15 protein-coding genes are annotated in these 14,622 nt (G+C 64.5%); 5 read left to right on the forward strand and 10 right to left on the reverse strand.

Annotated elements, in window-relative coordinates; genetic code table 11:
* Positions 1-29: 29 nt before the first annotated feature.
* From AB7532_RS29115 to AB7532_RS29155, 9 genes are all read right to left on the reverse strand, one after another.
* Positions 30-620, reverse strand: coding sequence for a thiamine pyrophosphate-dependent enzyme (locus AB7532_RS29115; protein WP_441238119.1), 591 nt, complete (start codon positions 618-620; stop codon positions 30-32).
* Positions 621-625: 5 nt separating this feature from the next.
* The gene (locus AB7532_RS29120) at positions 626-1,156 is read right to left on the reverse strand and encodes a thiamine pyrophosphate-binding protein (protein WP_441238120.1); all 531 of its coding nucleotides are present in this window, start codon (positions 1,154-1,156) and stop codon (positions 626-628) included.
* A 266-nt stretch (positions 1,157-1,422) separates the two neighbouring features.
* Positions 1,423-2,127: a GntR family transcriptional regulator gene (locus tag AB7532_RS29125; protein ID WP_441238121.1), complete on the reverse strand. Its 705-nt coding sequence runs from the start codon at positions 2,125-2,127 to the stop codon at positions 1,423-1,425.
* 108 nt (positions 2,128-2,235) lie between these two features.
* Positions 2,236-2,979 carry an aspartate/glutamate racemase family protein gene (locus tag AB7532_RS29130; RefSeq protein WP_283049986.1) on the reverse strand — a complete coding sequence of 248 codons (744 nt, stop codon included), beginning with the start codon at positions 2,977-2,979 and terminating at the stop codon, positions 2,236-2,238.
* Positions 2,980-2,988: 9 nt separating this feature from the next.
* A complete protein-coding gene (locus AB7532_RS29135) occupies positions 2,989-4,254 on the reverse strand; it encodes an NAD(P)/FAD-dependent oxidoreductase (RefSeq protein ID WP_441238122.1) in 1,266 nt (421 codons plus the stop codon).
* A gap of 3 nt (positions 4,255-4,257) precedes the next feature.
* Entirely contained in the window at positions 4,258-5,919 is a 1,662-nt protein-coding gene (locus AB7532_RS29140; RefSeq protein ID WP_441238123.1) for a thiamine pyrophosphate-binding protein, read from the reverse strand.
* Positions 5,916-7,142 (reverse strand): pyridoxal phosphate-dependent aminotransferase, encoded by a 1,227-nt coding sequence (locus AB7532_RS29145; RefSeq protein ID WP_441238124.1) that lies wholly within the window; start codon positions 7,140-7,142, stop codon positions 5,916-5,918. Before AB7532_RS29145 ends, AB7532_RS29140 begins: the two co-directional genes overlap by 4 nt.
* A 9-nt stretch (positions 7,143-7,151) precedes the next feature.
* Complete coding sequence (locus AB7532_RS29150; RefSeq protein WP_441238125.1) at positions 7,152-7,505, reverse strand: RidA family protein; 354 nt, start codon at positions 7,503-7,505, stop codon at positions 7,152-7,154.
* Positions 7,506-7,521: 16 nt separating this feature from the next.
* Positions 7,522-8,439 carry an NAD(P)-dependent oxidoreductase gene (locus AB7532_RS29155; RefSeq protein WP_441238126.1) on the reverse strand — a complete coding sequence of 306 codons (918 nt, stop codon included), beginning with the start codon at positions 8,437-8,439 and terminating at the stop codon, positions 7,522-7,524.
* 236 nt (positions 8,440-8,675) lie between these two features.
* On the opposite strand from AB7532_RS29155, the gene AB7532_RS29160 reads away from it, so the two are divergent.
* The 4 genes from AB7532_RS29160 to AB7532_RS29175 are packed head-to-tail and all read left to right on the forward strand — an operon-like array spanning position 8,676 to position 11,706.
* The gene (locus AB7532_RS29160; protein ID WP_441238127.1) at positions 8,676-9,512 is read left to right on the forward strand and encodes a transporter substrate-binding domain-containing protein; all 837 of its coding nucleotides are present in this window, start codon (positions 8,676-8,678) and stop codon (positions 9,510-9,512) included.
* Positions 9,513-9,523: 11 nt separating this feature from the next.
* A complete protein-coding gene (locus AB7532_RS29165; RefSeq protein WP_441238128.1) occupies positions 9,524-10,186 on the forward strand; it encodes an amino acid ABC transporter permease in 663 nt (220 codons plus the stop codon).
* Positions 10,183-10,941 carry an amino acid ABC transporter ATP-binding protein gene (locus AB7532_RS29170; RefSeq protein WP_441238129.1) on the forward strand — a complete coding sequence of 253 codons (759 nt, stop codon included), beginning with the start codon at positions 10,183-10,185 and terminating at the stop codon, positions 10,939-10,941. Before AB7532_RS29165 ends, AB7532_RS29170 begins: the two co-directional genes overlap by 4 nt.
* Before the next feature lie 36 nt (positions 10,942-10,977).
* Positions 10,978-11,706 carry an aspartate/glutamate racemase family protein gene (locus tag AB7532_RS29175; RefSeq protein WP_441238130.1) on the forward strand — a complete coding sequence of 243 codons (729 nt, stop codon included), beginning with the start codon at positions 10,978-10,980 and terminating at the stop codon, positions 11,704-11,706.
* 6 nt (positions 11,707-11,712) lie between these two features.
* Here AB7532_RS29175 and AB7532_RS29180 read toward each other — a convergent pair whose 3' ends face one another.
* Complete coding sequence (locus AB7532_RS29180) at positions 11,713-12,459, reverse strand: metallophosphoesterase family protein (protein ID WP_441238131.1); 747 nt, start codon at positions 12,457-12,459, stop codon at positions 11,713-11,715.
* Positions 12,460-12,733: 274 nt separating this feature from the next.
* Between AB7532_RS29180 and AB7532_RS29185 the strand changes: the two genes are divergently transcribed.
* A complete protein-coding gene (locus AB7532_RS29185; RefSeq protein ID WP_441238132.1) occupies positions 12,734-14,431 on the forward strand; it encodes a GMC family oxidoreductase in 1,698 nt (565 codons plus the stop codon).
* Positions 14,432-14,622 lie beyond the last annotated feature (191 nt).

Raw genomic sequence — 14,622 nt, forward strand, 5'->3', positions numbered from 1 at the left:
CTGCGAGCTATCCTGGAGAGGACTCCGGTTCAAGCCGCTGCGAAGCCCAGATGAGCACGGAACCGGTTCTTGATAAAGACGGCATCGCGCGAGGGCAGCGAGCGCGGTGGATTTTCGGCCAGAACCTTGATGACAAAAAGCCGCGGGCCGTCCGCAGGCTGGGCGATTTGCGCGGCGAGGTGCTGAACCTCCTCGAGCGTCCGTACGGTCGCAGTCGTGGCAAAGCCGCAGGCCGACGCAATCGCGGTCAGATCGACGCCACGTCCGGTATGGCTCGCCTGCATCCCGGTCTCGCCAAAATGCTGGTTGTCGAGCACGACGATGTCGAGATTGCGCGGCCGCGCGACACCGATGGTGGCGAGGCCGCCAATGCCCATCAGCTGCTCGCCGTCGCCGGTCAAAGCGAGGACGCGCTTGGAAGGCTGCGCCTGTGCCAGCCCAAGCCCGATCAGCGCGGCGCCGCCCATCGCGCCCCACAGATAGAAATTGCCGTCATGGTCGCCGACGGAATGAAGGTCATAGGTCGGCGAGCCGAGGCCGGAGACGACCAGCGTGTCCTTGCGATCCTTCAGGAGAGCCGCGACGGCCGCACGACGATCGAGTTGAGAGGGAACGGACATCGCTATCACCACTTCTTCTTGCCGATCAGGCGTTGCCCGATCAGGACTGCGATCTGCTGGTCGGATTCGTAGGCGAGCGAGGCCGCGGATTCGACGGTCTCGACCAGATCTTCCGCTGTCTCAGCCCGCATCACTTTCAGGCCTATCGCTTCCAGCGAGGGCTGCGTCGCCCGGCTCATCGGCACCTGCCAGGGATTGAACTCGGCCCATTCGCCGCGCATCGTCACCAGCATCAGTAGCGGAAAGCGGCCGATCGCCGACAGCGACAGCATGTTGATGCAATTGCCGACCCCGCTCGACTGCATCAGCAACACGCTGCGCTGCCCGCCAAGCCAGGCGCCCGCAGCAATGGCGATGCCTTCTTCTTCCGTCGTCAGCACATTGGTGGTGACATCGTTGTCGGCCGAGAACATACGGATGAGCTGGCTGTGGCCGGCATCGGGGACATAGGACATCTGCTTGACGTCGGCGGCCTTGAGGACCCGATAGAGCTCGGACGGCCAGTCGATTTCGGGATTTGGCTTGGGGCTATGCACCGCGTATCTCCGTGAATTTCGGAGAACACGCTAGCGATGTTTGGGCGCGAAAGCGCTGACCGTCTGGCACGATCAGATATCGAGGAATTGTATAGCTGACGTTCGCGGCAGCGACGGTGCCTTTGCTCCCTCTCCCCGCTTGCGGGGAGAGGGAGAGTCTCCACAGGGACGCTGGCAGTTGGATTCGTGGAGAGTCCCCCTCACCCGGATCGCATCTGCGATGCGATCCGACCTCTCCCCGCAAGCGGGGCGAGGTGAAGAGAACCTCAATTCGCCGCAGTCCTTGCCGCGGCCGGCATGTAGATCTGCGCGTAGCCTTCCTTGATCGCGGACGTGATGCGATCGAGGCGACGGTCGATATGCTTCTCCAGCACCGACACGCAAGCCTCCTCATCCCGCGCCTTCAGCCCTTCGACCACCGCGCGGTGCTCGGCCTGGGTGTTGGAGCGGTTGATGCTGTCCATGTCGATCCAGCGCACGAAGCGGATGCGGGCGTTGACGTTGCGCAGGACGCGCAACATCTCGGCATTGTTCGACATCCCCATCAGCCGCTCGTGGAAAGTTTCGTCCAGCTCGACGAGCTCCACTGAAGATCGCTGGCCGGGATGAGGGCCGGTGGCTTCGAGGAATTTCAGGAGCGCGTCGATGTCCTCGTCCTTGGCGCGCTTAATGGCGAGGCGGATCGAGGCGACCTCGATCGACTTGCGCAGCTCGTAGAGATCGAAGATCTCGTGCGCGTCGAGCTCGCGGCAGAAGAAGCCCTTGCCCGGCGTGAAGCGCAGGAAGCCTTCGGTGTTGAGGCGGTTGAGCGCTTCGCGCAGCGGCGTGCGGCTGACGCCAAGCCTTTTGGCGAGCTCGCCCTCGTTGAGCCGTTCGCCCGGCTTGAACTCGTAGCTCACGGCCATTGCCTTGAGCTGTTCATAGACGCGATCGACGATACTATCGGAAGCCAGTTCCACGTTGCTCTTCATCAGCTGCATTCATGTCCGAACACAGTCCAATATACCGGGGCTGCGGGTTCGATTGCAATGCAAACGAGACACTAGCGCAGCTTGTTCAGAGCTTTGCGACAACCGGAATCAGGCGAAGGCGCGCGGGCGCAGTCCAGCATGAAACCAGGTGATCATGGAATAGATGTCGTAGACGGGCAACCCGACTTCGGCCTGCAAGGCCGCCGCATAAGGCGGCATGTTGGTGCATTCGAGCACAATCGCGCCGACGTCGGGGTTTTTTGCGACAAGCTGCTTGCCGGCCTCGACCACGTCACGCTCAGCCTGAGCCACATCCATATCGTCCTTCTCGGCCTTGATCAGGACGCGAAAAAACTCCTTGCCGTGCTCGGTGCCGACCAGCGGCGTATCGAGCGGCACACCGGCGCCTTCGAGATGGGCCGGCGTCAAGGTCGAGCCCGACACCGTGACGAGGCCAACGCGCTTGCCGGGCGGGAGCGTCGCCTGCACCCACGGCACCTGCATCAGCGACGAAGTCGCGACGGGCACGCCGACGGCTGCTGCGATCTCCTTCTGGAACAGCGAGAGGAAGCCGCAATTGGTGGTGATGGCTTCGGCGCCGAGCCGCACCAGGTCTTTCGCTGCATCGATGAAATCAGGCAACAGGCCGGCAGCGCCCTTCAGAACCACCTTCTCCGGCGAAGCACCGCTCACCACGCGGTAGAGCACGGGGAATGGCCAGGTCGTGCCGTTGCCCATGTCGCCGGGAATGCGGGGGAAGCGCGCTTCCAGCATCAGGATGCCGAGCGGCGCACCGTAGATGGCCTTGCCGCCACGGGCGATGCGGGAGGATGAGCTGGCTGCATTGGTCATGGTGCGATCTCAGAGGAAGCGAGTGGGCGAAAACGGCGCGAGCGGAATCTCCGGCTGCTTGCCGCTCAGGAGCTGCGCGACGAGACGGCCGGTGCGGGCTGAGCCGACCAGGCCGACATGGCCATGGCCGAAGGCATAGACGATGTCTTGCGAAGCGCGGGCGTGGCCGATGCAGGGCAGTCCATCCGGCATGCTCGGCCGGTGACCGAACCATGTCTTGATACGCGAGGCCGGAAGGTCTTTCGGCAGCCTCGGGAACATGCTGAGCAGGTGCTTGCGCAGGATCTCGGCGCGCTGCCAGTTCGGCGCGGCCTCGAGGCCGGCGATCTCGACCGTGCCGGCGGCGCGCAGTCCCTTGTCGGTCCAGTTCACCACCATCTTGGCGTCCGACGCCATCATCGAGCTGCGCGGACCCGTTTCCGGATTCTCGATCATGACGTGATAGCCGCGCTCGGTCTCCAGCGGCAGGGGATCACCGACCGATGCCGTCAGCCGCTTTGAATGCGCCCCGGCGGCGACTACCGCAGCATCGCAGGGAATCTCGCCGGCTTCGGTGATCACGGCGACGAGCTTGTTGCCGGAGAGCTTGAGCCCGGTCGCCCTGGCGTGGACGAGCTTGGCACCGCTCGCGACCGCATGCTGCGCAAGGGCCGCGACGTAAGCACCGGGATCGCGGCAACGGCCGGCCTCTTCCACCACCACGCCGAACTTGTAGCGCGGATGCAAATCCGGCTCGCGCTGGCGCATCTCGTCGGCATTGAGTTCCAGCCATTCGACGCCGACCTTCTTGCGCAGACGCCAGCCGAGATCATTGTCAAAATTGCCGCGCTCCGGGAACACGTGCATCACACCATTGCGCTCGACCAGCTCAGGAACGCCCGCCTCTTCCGCGAGCTTCCGGTGCAGCAGCGGCGCGTCCTTCAGCAGATCGCGCAGCGCGAAGGCTGTCTTCTCGACGCGCGCTTCGGTCCAGCCCGAGAGCAGGTACTTGATCAGCCAGGGCAACGCCTTTGGCAGATACGACCAGCGGATCGCGAGCGGGCCGAGCGGGTCCATCAGATAACCCGGCACCTTCTTCCAGATGCCCGGCTCGGCCGGCGGGATCACCGAATGCGAGGAGAGCCAGCCGGCATTGCCATAGCTCGCCGCTTGTTCGCCACCGGGCTCGCCTGCGTCGATCAGCGTGACGCGATGACCCTCGCGCAGCGCCTCGATGGCGCTGACCACGCCGACCGCGCCGGCTCCGATGATGGCGACGTGGCGGCCCCCCGACATCGGCTAGGCCTTCACCGCCGGCGTGAAATCCTTGCCGACCGAGATCGCGCGCGGATCAATGATGCAGTGGAGGATCGACGGCTTGCCGGAGGCAAGCGCGCGCTCGAACGCGGGTGCGAACTCCTCGGTGCGCTCGACGCGCTCGCCATGGCCGCCGAACGCCTTCGCATACATCGCGAAGTCAGGGTTCTTGAGCTGCGTGCCGACGACGCGGCCGGGATAGTCGCGCTCCTGATGCATGCGGATGGTGCCGTACTGCGAATTGTCGACGACGATCACGACCAGCGGCGCGTCATACTGCACAGCGGTCGCAAACTCCTGACCGTTCATCAGGAAGCAACCGTCACCGGCAAAGGCGACGACGACGCGATCCGGAAACTGCCGCTTGGCGAGCACCGCCGCCGGCACGCCGTAACCCATCGAGCCCGAGGTCGGCGCGAGCTGGGTCGCAAAGCTGTGGAAACGGTGATGGCGATGGATCCAGCCGGCATAATTGCCGGCGCCGTTGCAGACGATCGCGTCCTTCGGCAGGCGGTCGCGCAGCCAGGTCATGACCTGGCCGTACTGGAAATTGCCCGGCAGCTCGCGCGCCTTGTCGGTCCAGGCGAGATAATCGGCATGCGCCTTGGCGGCTTCGCCCTTCCAGGCGACCGTGCCCGCTGGCTTCAGCGTCTCGACGGCGGCAGCGAAGGCGGCGGGGCTCGCCTGGATCGCCAGCTCGGGCTGATAGACGCGGCCGAGCTCTTCCGAGCCGGGATGCACGTGGATCAGCTTCTGCTTCGGCGAGGGGATGTCGAACAGCGTGTAAGACGACGACGGCATCTCCGACATGCGGCCGCCGATCAGAAGAATGACGTCGGCATTGTCGATGCGCGCCTTCAAACCCGGGCTCGGCCCGATGCCGAGATCGCCGGCATAATGCGAATGATCGGCATCGATCAGTGACGCGCGGCGGAACGAGGTCGCGACCGGCAGGTCGAACCGCTCGGCAAAGCGCGCGATGCTCTTGGTGCCCTCATCGGTCCAGCGCGAGCCGCCGAGGATGACCAACGGCGCCTTGGCGCCCGCGAGCATCGCACCGACGCGCTCGATATCTGATGGAGCCGGCCAGCTCACCGCCGGCTCGATGCGCATGGCGTCGGCAACGGCGGCGGTCTCGGTCAGCATGTTCTCCGGCAGCGAGATTACGACCGGGCCCGGGCGGCCCTGCATGGCGACGCGGAAGGCGCGCGCGACCAGCTCCGGAATGCGGTCGGGGCGATCGATCTCGACGGCCCATTTCGCCATGGTGCCGAACACCGCCTTGTAGTCGAGCTCCTGGAACGCCTCGCGCTCGCGCATGCCGGTGTCGACCTGACCGACGAACAGGATCATCGGGGTCGAGTCCTGCATCGCGATGTGGACGCCGTGGCTGGCATTGGTGGCGCCGGGACCGCGGGTCACGAAACAGATTCCGGGGCGGCCCGTGAGCTTGCCATAGGCTTCCGCCATCATCGCGGCGCCGCCTTCGGCGCGGCAGATCACGACGTCGATCGGGCTGTCATGCAGCGCGTCGAGCGCGGCGAGGTAGCTCTCGCCCGGCACGCAGGTGACGCGGTCGACGCCTTGAGCGACCAGCTGGTCGATCAGGATCTGGCCCCCGGTGCGGGTGTTGCGAATGGTCATGACAGCTCCCTGCAGGCTTTGGCGATGCGCATCATGGCTTCGCGCAGATTTTGTTCCGAGGTGGCGTAGGACAGGCGGAAATAAGGTGCAAGGCCGAAACAGCTGCCCGGCACCACGGCCACGTCATGCCTCTCCAGCAGGAAGCGGCAGAACGCCGAGTCGCTGTCGATCGTGACACCATCAGGCGTGCGGCGGCCGATCAGGCCGGCGCAACTCGCATAGGTATAGAACGCGCCTTCCGGCCGGCGGCAGGTGACGCCGTCGATGGCGTTGAGTGCGTCGACCACGATGTCGCGGCGGCGCTGGAATGCAGCGCGGCGCTCGACCAGAACGTCCTGCGGGCCGGTCAGCGCGGCGATCGCGGCGGCCTGGCTCACCGAGGACGGATTGGTCGTGCTCTGGCTCTGCACCACCGCCATCGCCGCGATCAATTCGCGCGGCCCGCCGCCATAGCCGACGCGCCAGCCGGTCATGGCATAGGCCTTGGAGACGCCGTTGACGGTGAGCGTGCGCGATTTCAGGCTCGGCTCAAGCGCCGCCGCCGTGACGAACGGCATGCCGTCGTAAATGAGATGCTCGTAGATATCGTCGGCCATCAACCAGACATGCGGATGGCGCTTGAGTACGTCCAGGATCGGGCGCAACTGCGCCGCCGAATAGGCTGCTCCCGTCGGGTTGGACGGCGAGTTCAACAAAAGCCAACGCGTCTTCGGCGTGATCGCGCGTTCGAGATCGGCGGCGTCGAGGCGAAATCCGTTGTCCTCGCGGCAGAGCACGTCGACTGGCGTGCCGTCGGCGATGCGCACCATGTCGGCATAGCTGGTCCAGTAGGGTGCGGCGAGGATGACCTCGTCGCCGGGGCTGAGCGTCGCCATGAAGGCGTTGTGGATCACCTGCTTGGCGCCGGCGCCGGCGGTGATCTCGTCCGCGGCATAGACGAGATCGTTCTCGCGGCGGAATTTCTCGGCGATGGCCGCCTTCAATTCCACCGAGCCATCGAGGATGGTGTATTTGGTCTGGCCGGCGCGAATGGCACGCTCGGCCGCGTCCTTCGCGTGATCCGGCGTGTCGAAGTCGGGCTCGCCGGCCCCCAGCACGATCACCGGCCGCCCCTCGCGCTTGAGCCGTTGCGCGACCGCGCCGATCTTCAGGATCTCGGAGACGCCGATCGCGCGGATGCGCTGCGCGGGGCGGAAGGCCGATGCGGGCGCCTGGACAGTCACGGCCGAGCCCTACTTGCGCGCCGCGATCGCGATCACTTCGATGCGGAAGGCGGGATCGGCGAGCTCGACCTTGCCGCAGGCGCGGGTCGGCGTGTTGCCGGGCACGACCCAGGCATCATAGACCGCATTCATGGCGTCGAAATCGTCCATCGTCTCGAGCCAGACCTGCACGCTGAGCAGGCGCGACTTGTCGGTGCCGGCGCGCGCCAGCATGTCGTCGACCTTGGCCAGCGCCTCTCTGGTCTGCTGGGTGATGTCGGCGGTCTTGGTGTCTGCCACTTGTCCTGCGAGGAACACGAGATCGCCGAACACGGAGGCGCGGCTGCGGCGGGCGTTCTGGTCGATACGGGTGATATCCGACATGGGATGTCCTTGTTCTTTACTTGCCGGTGGCGATGATGCGGCGGCAATGATCGAGCGCCGCACCGATAAGGTTGTCGCTAGCCTCCGGCGTGCGGAACGCCGAATGCGCCGAGAGTGTCACGTTCGGCAGCTTGGTCACGGGATGGCCCGCGGGCAGCGGCTCGACAGTGAAGACGTCGAGACCGGCGTGGCCGATGTGGCCCGAGCGCAGCGCATCGAGCATCGCGTCCTCGTCGACCACGGCGCCACGCGCGGTGTTGATCAGGATGCTGCCCTTGCGCATCTGCGCGATGCGCTCGCGCGACAGAAAACCCTTGGTCTCGTCGTTGAGCAACAGATGCAGCGAGACGACGTGGCTCTCGGCCAGCAGCTTCTCCAGCGACACGAACTCGACGCCCGGATGGGTCTTCGGCGTCCTGTTCCAGGCGATCACCTTCATGCCGCAGCCTGCCGCCATGCGCGCGGCTTCCGCGGCGATGCCGCCGAAACCGATCAGGCCGAGCGTCTTGCCGGTGAGCTGCATCGCGTCGCGGCGCAGCCAGTTGCCCTCGCGCATGCCGCGATCCATCTCGCCGAAGTTGCGTGCAGACGCCCACATCAGCGCGATCGCGCATTCGGCGACCGCCGTGTCGCCGTAACCCTTGATGATGTGGACGGAGATGCCGCGCTCGGCGAGCTCGTCCGGATTCATGTAGCTGCGCGGGCCGGTGCCGAGGAAGACGACATGCTTCAGCGACTTGCACTTTTCGGCAATCGCCGTCGGCACCGCGGTGTGATCGACGATCATGATCTCGGCATCGCCGAGCAGGCCGGGCAGGTCGTCGGGCTTGATCGCGGGATTGCGGTTGATGCTGACGGGCAGCTGCTGCGCGGCCAGCAGCTTGTCGGTCACCGCCGCCAGGGTCTCGTTCGCATCGACGAATAAAGCGCGCACCGGCCTCTCCTTCAGCTCACATCCACATTGCGTTCAGTCTTGTATTCAGACTTGCATGCGATTTACAACCCCTGTTCGCGGGGAAGTTTGCGCAATCCTGCCAAGATATTGGACTCATTTCTGCCTTGCCGCCCAAATGGCCAGCAACTCTAAATACCGTATTGCATTTTATCCTGAATACAGAAATAGTCCAGTGGCCGGAGACGATCCGACCCAATTTCAGGGAGACAGAGACCATGAATCGCAGGGACGCTCTCACCAAAGTCGCGCTCGCGGGCGCAGCGATTGCCACAATGAGCAGCTCGGCCAAGGCCGACGCGCCGGCCTCCACGCTCGACCGCATCAAGAAGAATGGCGTGCTGCGTGTCGCCGTCATCGTCGGACAGGAGCCCTACTTCCATAAGGATCTCGCCACCAACGAATGGTCGGGCGCCTGCATCGACATGGCCAAGGACATCGCCAGCAAGCTCGGCGCCAAGGTCGAGACGCTGGAATCGACCTGGGGCAACCAGATCCTCGACCTGCAGGCCGACAAGGTCGACCTCGCCTTCGCCGTGAACCCGACGCCGGAACGCGCCCTCGTCATCGACTTCTCGACGCCGATCCTGGTGCACTCCTTCACCGTCATCACCAAGAAGGGCTTTGCCAAGCCGCAGACCTGGGCCGAGCTCAACAAGCCCGAGGTCAAGATCGCCGTCGACATCGGCTCGACCCACGAGACCATCGCACGCCGCTATTGCCCGAAGGCGACCATCCTCGGCTTCAAGAACCGTGACGAAGCGATCCTGGCGGTCGCAACCGGCCGTGCCGACTGCAACGTCTCGCTCGCCGTGCTGTCGGTCTCGACCCTGAAGAAGAATCCGAACCTCGGCGATCTCGCGATCCCGCGCCCGCTGCTGACGCTGCCGACCAACATGGGCATCCGCGCCGAGAGCGATCGCCGCTACAAGGATTTCCTCAGCGCCTGGGCCGACTACAACCGCGCGATGGGTCAGACCCGCGAATGGATGTTGAAGGGCTTCGAAGCCGTTGGCCTCACCGCCGACGATCTCCCGCCCGAAGTGCAGTTCTGATCGGCGATTCGATGTACGTCTGGGACTTCGCGGCGCTCAAGCCGTATTGGGGCCTGATCTGGCAAGGGCTCCTGGTCACGCTGTTCTACACGGTGACCACGGTGATCGCGGGTCTCGGCATCGGACTGTTCGTCGGCATCATGCGCACGACGGCGCCGCGCTGGGTCACGGTGCCGCTGCGTCTCTATATCGAAGTGTTCCGCTGCACGCCGTTGCTGGTGCAGCTGATCTGGGTCTACTACGCCCTGCCCGTCCTGATCGGCGTCGACATGTCGCCGGCAATGGCCTGCTTCGTCGCGCTGTCGCTCTATGCGGGCTCGTTCTACGCGGAAATCTTCCGCGGCGGCATCGAGGCCGTTGACACCGGCCAGTGGGAAGCCGGCCGCGCCATCGGCATGCGGCGCGGCAAAATCTTCCGCCGCATCGTGCTGCCGCAGGCGACGCAAGTGATGATTCCCTCCTTCATCAACCAGACCATCATGCAGCTCAAGAACACCTCGCTGGTGTCCGTGGTCGCGGTCGGCGACCTCCTCTACCAGGGCACGGTCATCACCGCGTCGAGCTACAAGCCGCTCGAGGTCTACACCACGATCGCCGTGCTCTATTTCGTCGTGCTGTTCCCGCTGACACTGGTCGCTGACCGGGTCGAGCTGAAGATGGGAGCGCATCGATGAGTGCTCTGGTCGCTGACAATATCCACAAAGCGTTCGGCGACAACGCGGTGCTCAAGGGCGTCTCGCTCTCGGTCCAGCGCGGCGAGGTCGTCACCCTGATCGGCGCCTCCGGCTCCGGCAAGTCGACCTTCCTGCGCTGTCTGAACCTGCTGGAAATGCCGCAGCAGGGCGAGCTTGCGATCGGCACGCACAAATTTTCTTTTGGCAAAGGCGTACGCCCCGCGGGCGATGCGCAGCTCGCGCTGCTTCGCCGCAGCGTCGGCATGGTGTTCCAGCATTTTAATCTGTTCCCGCACATGTCGGTGCTCGCCAACGTCACCGAGGGGCCGGTGCAGGTGAAGGGCATGGCGCAAGCCGAAGCCAACGCGCTCGGCCGCGATCTCCTGGCCAAGGTCGGCCTCGCCGACAAGGCCGACGCGTTTCCGAGCCGCCTCTCCGGCGGCCAGAAGCAGCGCGTCGCCATCGCCCGTGCGCTCGCCATGAAGCCAGAGGTGATGCTGTTCGACGAGCCGACCTCGGCGCTCGATCCGGAGCTGGTCGGCGAAGTGCTCTCCGTGATCCGCAGCCTTGCCAGTGAAGGCATGACCATGGTGCTGGTCACGCACGAGATGGCCTTCGCCGCCGACGTCTCGACCCGCGTCGGCTTCATGAACGACGGCATCATGGCCGAGATCGGCACGCCGGAAGAGACCATCCGCCAGCCGCGCAGCGAGCGGCTGAAGGCATTCTTGAGCCGGTTTCACGAGACGCACTAAACTGCCACGGCTATCGCGAATCGGTGGAGAGACCTGATGAAACTGCGTGGCGGCTTCACGAATTACGGCGAGACCATCGGCATCCTGATGCTCGACACGAAATTCCCGCGTCCGCGCGGCGACATCGGCAATGCCCTCTCCTATGATTTTCCCGTGCGCTACAAGATCGTGCGCGGCGCTCACGCGACCAGGATCATGGGCGACCACCCCGATCTGGCCCTGCTCGATCCGTTCATCGCGGCAGCCCGCGAGCTGGAGTCCGAAGGCGTCAAGGCCATCACGACGAGCTGCGGCTTCCTCGCACCGTTCCAGAAACAGCTTGCCGCAGCGGTGAATATCCCGGTGTTCACTTCGAGCCTGATCCAGGCTCCGCTGATCCACGCCATGCTGCCGCCGGGCAAAATCATCGGCGTCTTCACCGAACGCGGCCATCACATGAATGACGGCCATTTCCACGGCGTCGGCTGGTCGCAACACGACATCCCCGTCCAGGTCCAGGGCATGAAGCCCGATGCACAATTTCCCGCGACCTACATTCTCGGCCGCGAAGAACTCGACACCGACATCCTGCGCGCCGAGATGATCGAGATGACGCAGGCCTTCATGGCCTCCTGCAAGAATCCCGGCGCGATCCTGTTCGAATGCACCAACATGTGCCCGTTCTCGAAGGACGTCGCCGAGGCCTCGGGCCTGCCGGTGTTCGACATCAACACGCTGATCAATCTGGTCTACCGCGCGGCCAATCCGATGCCGTTCCTGCGCTGAAGCGGCCTACCCGCCCTCCCGCTGAACCCAGCCCCTCGCGATCGCACTCGCCCAGATGAGCATGCCCTTGCTGCGCGCCAATGCAGCCATCGCCGAGGTGTCGTAGGGCACGTAGTGAATGGTCGCGCACCAGCCTGCTCCGGCGTGCTCCAGAATGGCGTAGCACGCGTGAGGCGTGCCGACCTCGACCACATAGGGGACGGACGCCTTGCCGTCATAGCCGGGCAACCCGACGCTGCCGGGGTTTACGACCAGCCGCCCATCCCTCAAACGCACCACGCGCGGAATATGCGTGTGGGCGCACAGGATGATCTCGGCGTCGATCCCCTCGGCGCCAACCTCGATAGAATCAATCCCGCTCGGACGCACGCCGCCGTCGCTCGCGATGCGGTCGAGCCAGAAGGCCGCATCGTCCCTTGGCGATCCATGGCACAGGAAGACGCGTTCCTTGTATGTGAGCGTGGACGGCATGCTTGCCATCCAGTCGAAGTGCTTGTGCTCCAGTTGCTGGAAATCGCTGCGAGCCGAGCCGCCGGCCTGCCGGAGTTCGACGAGGATTCGATCCTGATCGCCCCGTATCGACGGAAAGCCCCGCTCCATCAGCAGGTCCGCCGTTCGAGCCGCCTCGAGCGGACCGCTGACGTGGTCGCCGAGGTTGACGACCTCCTCGATGCCGAGCGCGGCGATGTCGGCAAGAACGGCTTCGAGTGCCGGACGATTGCCGTGCACGTCCGCGATGGCAGCAAATCTCATATGGCCCTCCCGTTCGGAATGGCCGATTGATCTCGCGATGCGGGAGGATGCAGAACTGACAAGCTTTGTCGACAAGGCTCTTCAGTCACGTCTCTTTAGCTGCATTTGTAGAAGCGCCCGCAAGCTGAGGATCAAATCGGCGCTACGGAAAGAATTACACAACCACGGTGGCCGGGCAAGTGATCAACGTACGAACTGCCGCAGCATTCGCGGAGTGACCTCCAGACAAGAACGCGCTACGTTTCCCGGACAAGAACAAGAGGAAACGCCAATCGTGTATGACTTCATTATCGTGGGCGGCGGCTCGGCGGGGTCCGTGCTGGCCCATCGGCTCTCCGCCAGGAGCGCCAACAAGGTCCTGCTGTGCGAGGCCGGACAGGACACACCGCCGGGCAACGAGCCCGCCGAGATCAGGGACAGTTATCCGGGCACGGCCTATTTCGACCCGCGCTTCCACTGGACCCAGCTCAAGGTCACGACCCAGGTCGTCAGCCACAACAACCCGGACGAAGCGCGCCCTCCCTTGCGCAAATACGAGCAGGCGCGCGTGCTGGGCGGTGGCTCGTCGATCAACGGCCAGATGGCCAACCGGGGCGCACCGACCGACTACGACGACTGGAACGCACGTGGCGCCGAAGGGTGGACCTGGAACGATGTGCTGCCGTTCTTCAAGAAGGTCGAGCGCGATCTCGATTTCGACGGGCCGTACCACGGCAAGGACGGCAAAATTCCGGTACGCAGAATTCCGCGTGAGCACTGGACGCGATATTCGCAGGCGTTCGCCGACGCCTTCCAGCAAGCCGGGCACCAATATTTGGCCGACCAGAACGGCGAGTTCGTCGATGGGTTTTTCCCGGTGACGCACTCCAACCAGGCCGAGCAACGCGTCTCGGCCGCGATGGGCTATCTCGACCGCGACACCCGCAAGCGCGCCAACCTCACGATCTCGACCAACACGCAAGTGAGGGAGCTGCTGTTCGAAGGCACGCAATGCGTGGGTGTGAAGGCTATTGTCGACGGACGTGAGCAGGAATTCCGGGGACGCGAGATCATCCTTTCCAGCGGTGCGATCCATTCGCCGGCGCATCTGTTGCGCGCCGGCATCGGCCCGGTGGGTCACCTCAAGGATATGGGCATTCCCGTGCTGATGGGGCTGGCCGGCGTCGGCCAGCGCCTGATGGATCACCCCTCTATTTCGCTGTCATCCTTTGTCCGCCGCGGCGCGCGCATGAACGAGCACACCAGACGCCACATGCAGCTGGGACTGCGTTATTCATCCGGGCTGTCGGGCGTGCCGAAGGGTGACATGTTCGTCGTCGTGCTCGCCAAATCGGCCTGGCATGCGGTCGGCGAGCAGATCGGCTCGCTGCTGACCTTCGTCAACAAGACCTATTCCGAGACCGGACAGGTCAAGCTTGCCTCGCGCGATCCCACGGCCGAACCGGTGGTCGAGTTCAATTTGTTGTCGGACCGCCGCGATCTCGAACGCCTGATGAGCGGCTTCCGCAAGATGGCGGCGGTGCAGATGAGCGACGCCGTCACGGCGGTGACGGACAAACCTTTCCCGGCCTCCTATACCGACCGCGTGCGCAAGATCGGCGTGGTGAACAACACGAACAGGGTTCTGACCAAGATCGCCGCGACCCTGATGGACGGGCCGGCGGCGCTGCGCCACTACATGATCGACAATTTCGTGGTCGAAGGTTTTACCTTCGATGACGTGATCAACGACGACGAGGCGCTGGAGGCCTTCGTGCGCAAGGCGACCATCGGCGTATGGCACGCCTCATGTTCGTGCCGCATGGGCCGGGCCGACGACCCGATGGCCGTGGTCGACAATCAGGGCCGCGTCAAAGGCGTCCAGGGCCTGCGCGTCGTCGACGCCTCGATCTTCCCGGTGGTGCCATGCGCCAACACCAATTTCCCGGTGCTGATGTCGGCGGAGAAGATCGCGGCGGCGATAGTGCAGTGAGTAGCCGTCATGCCTAGGGCAATCGCATGTGGCATTTTGCGCGATCTGAGCGCGCGCCTCGTCCTTCGAGACGACCGCTTCGCGGTCTCCTCAGGATGAGGCTAAGCGGCATCGGTGCCTGTTGAAATAGCTGCCGCACACTCAGTCCTCATCCTGAGGGCCCGCCAACGGCGGGCGTCTCGAAGGATGGC

Source organism: Bradyrhizobium sp. 930_D9_N1_4 (assembly GCF_052076015.1).
Lineage (GTDB): Bacteria > Pseudomonadota > Alphaproteobacteria > Rhizobiales > Xanthobacteraceae > Bradyrhizobium.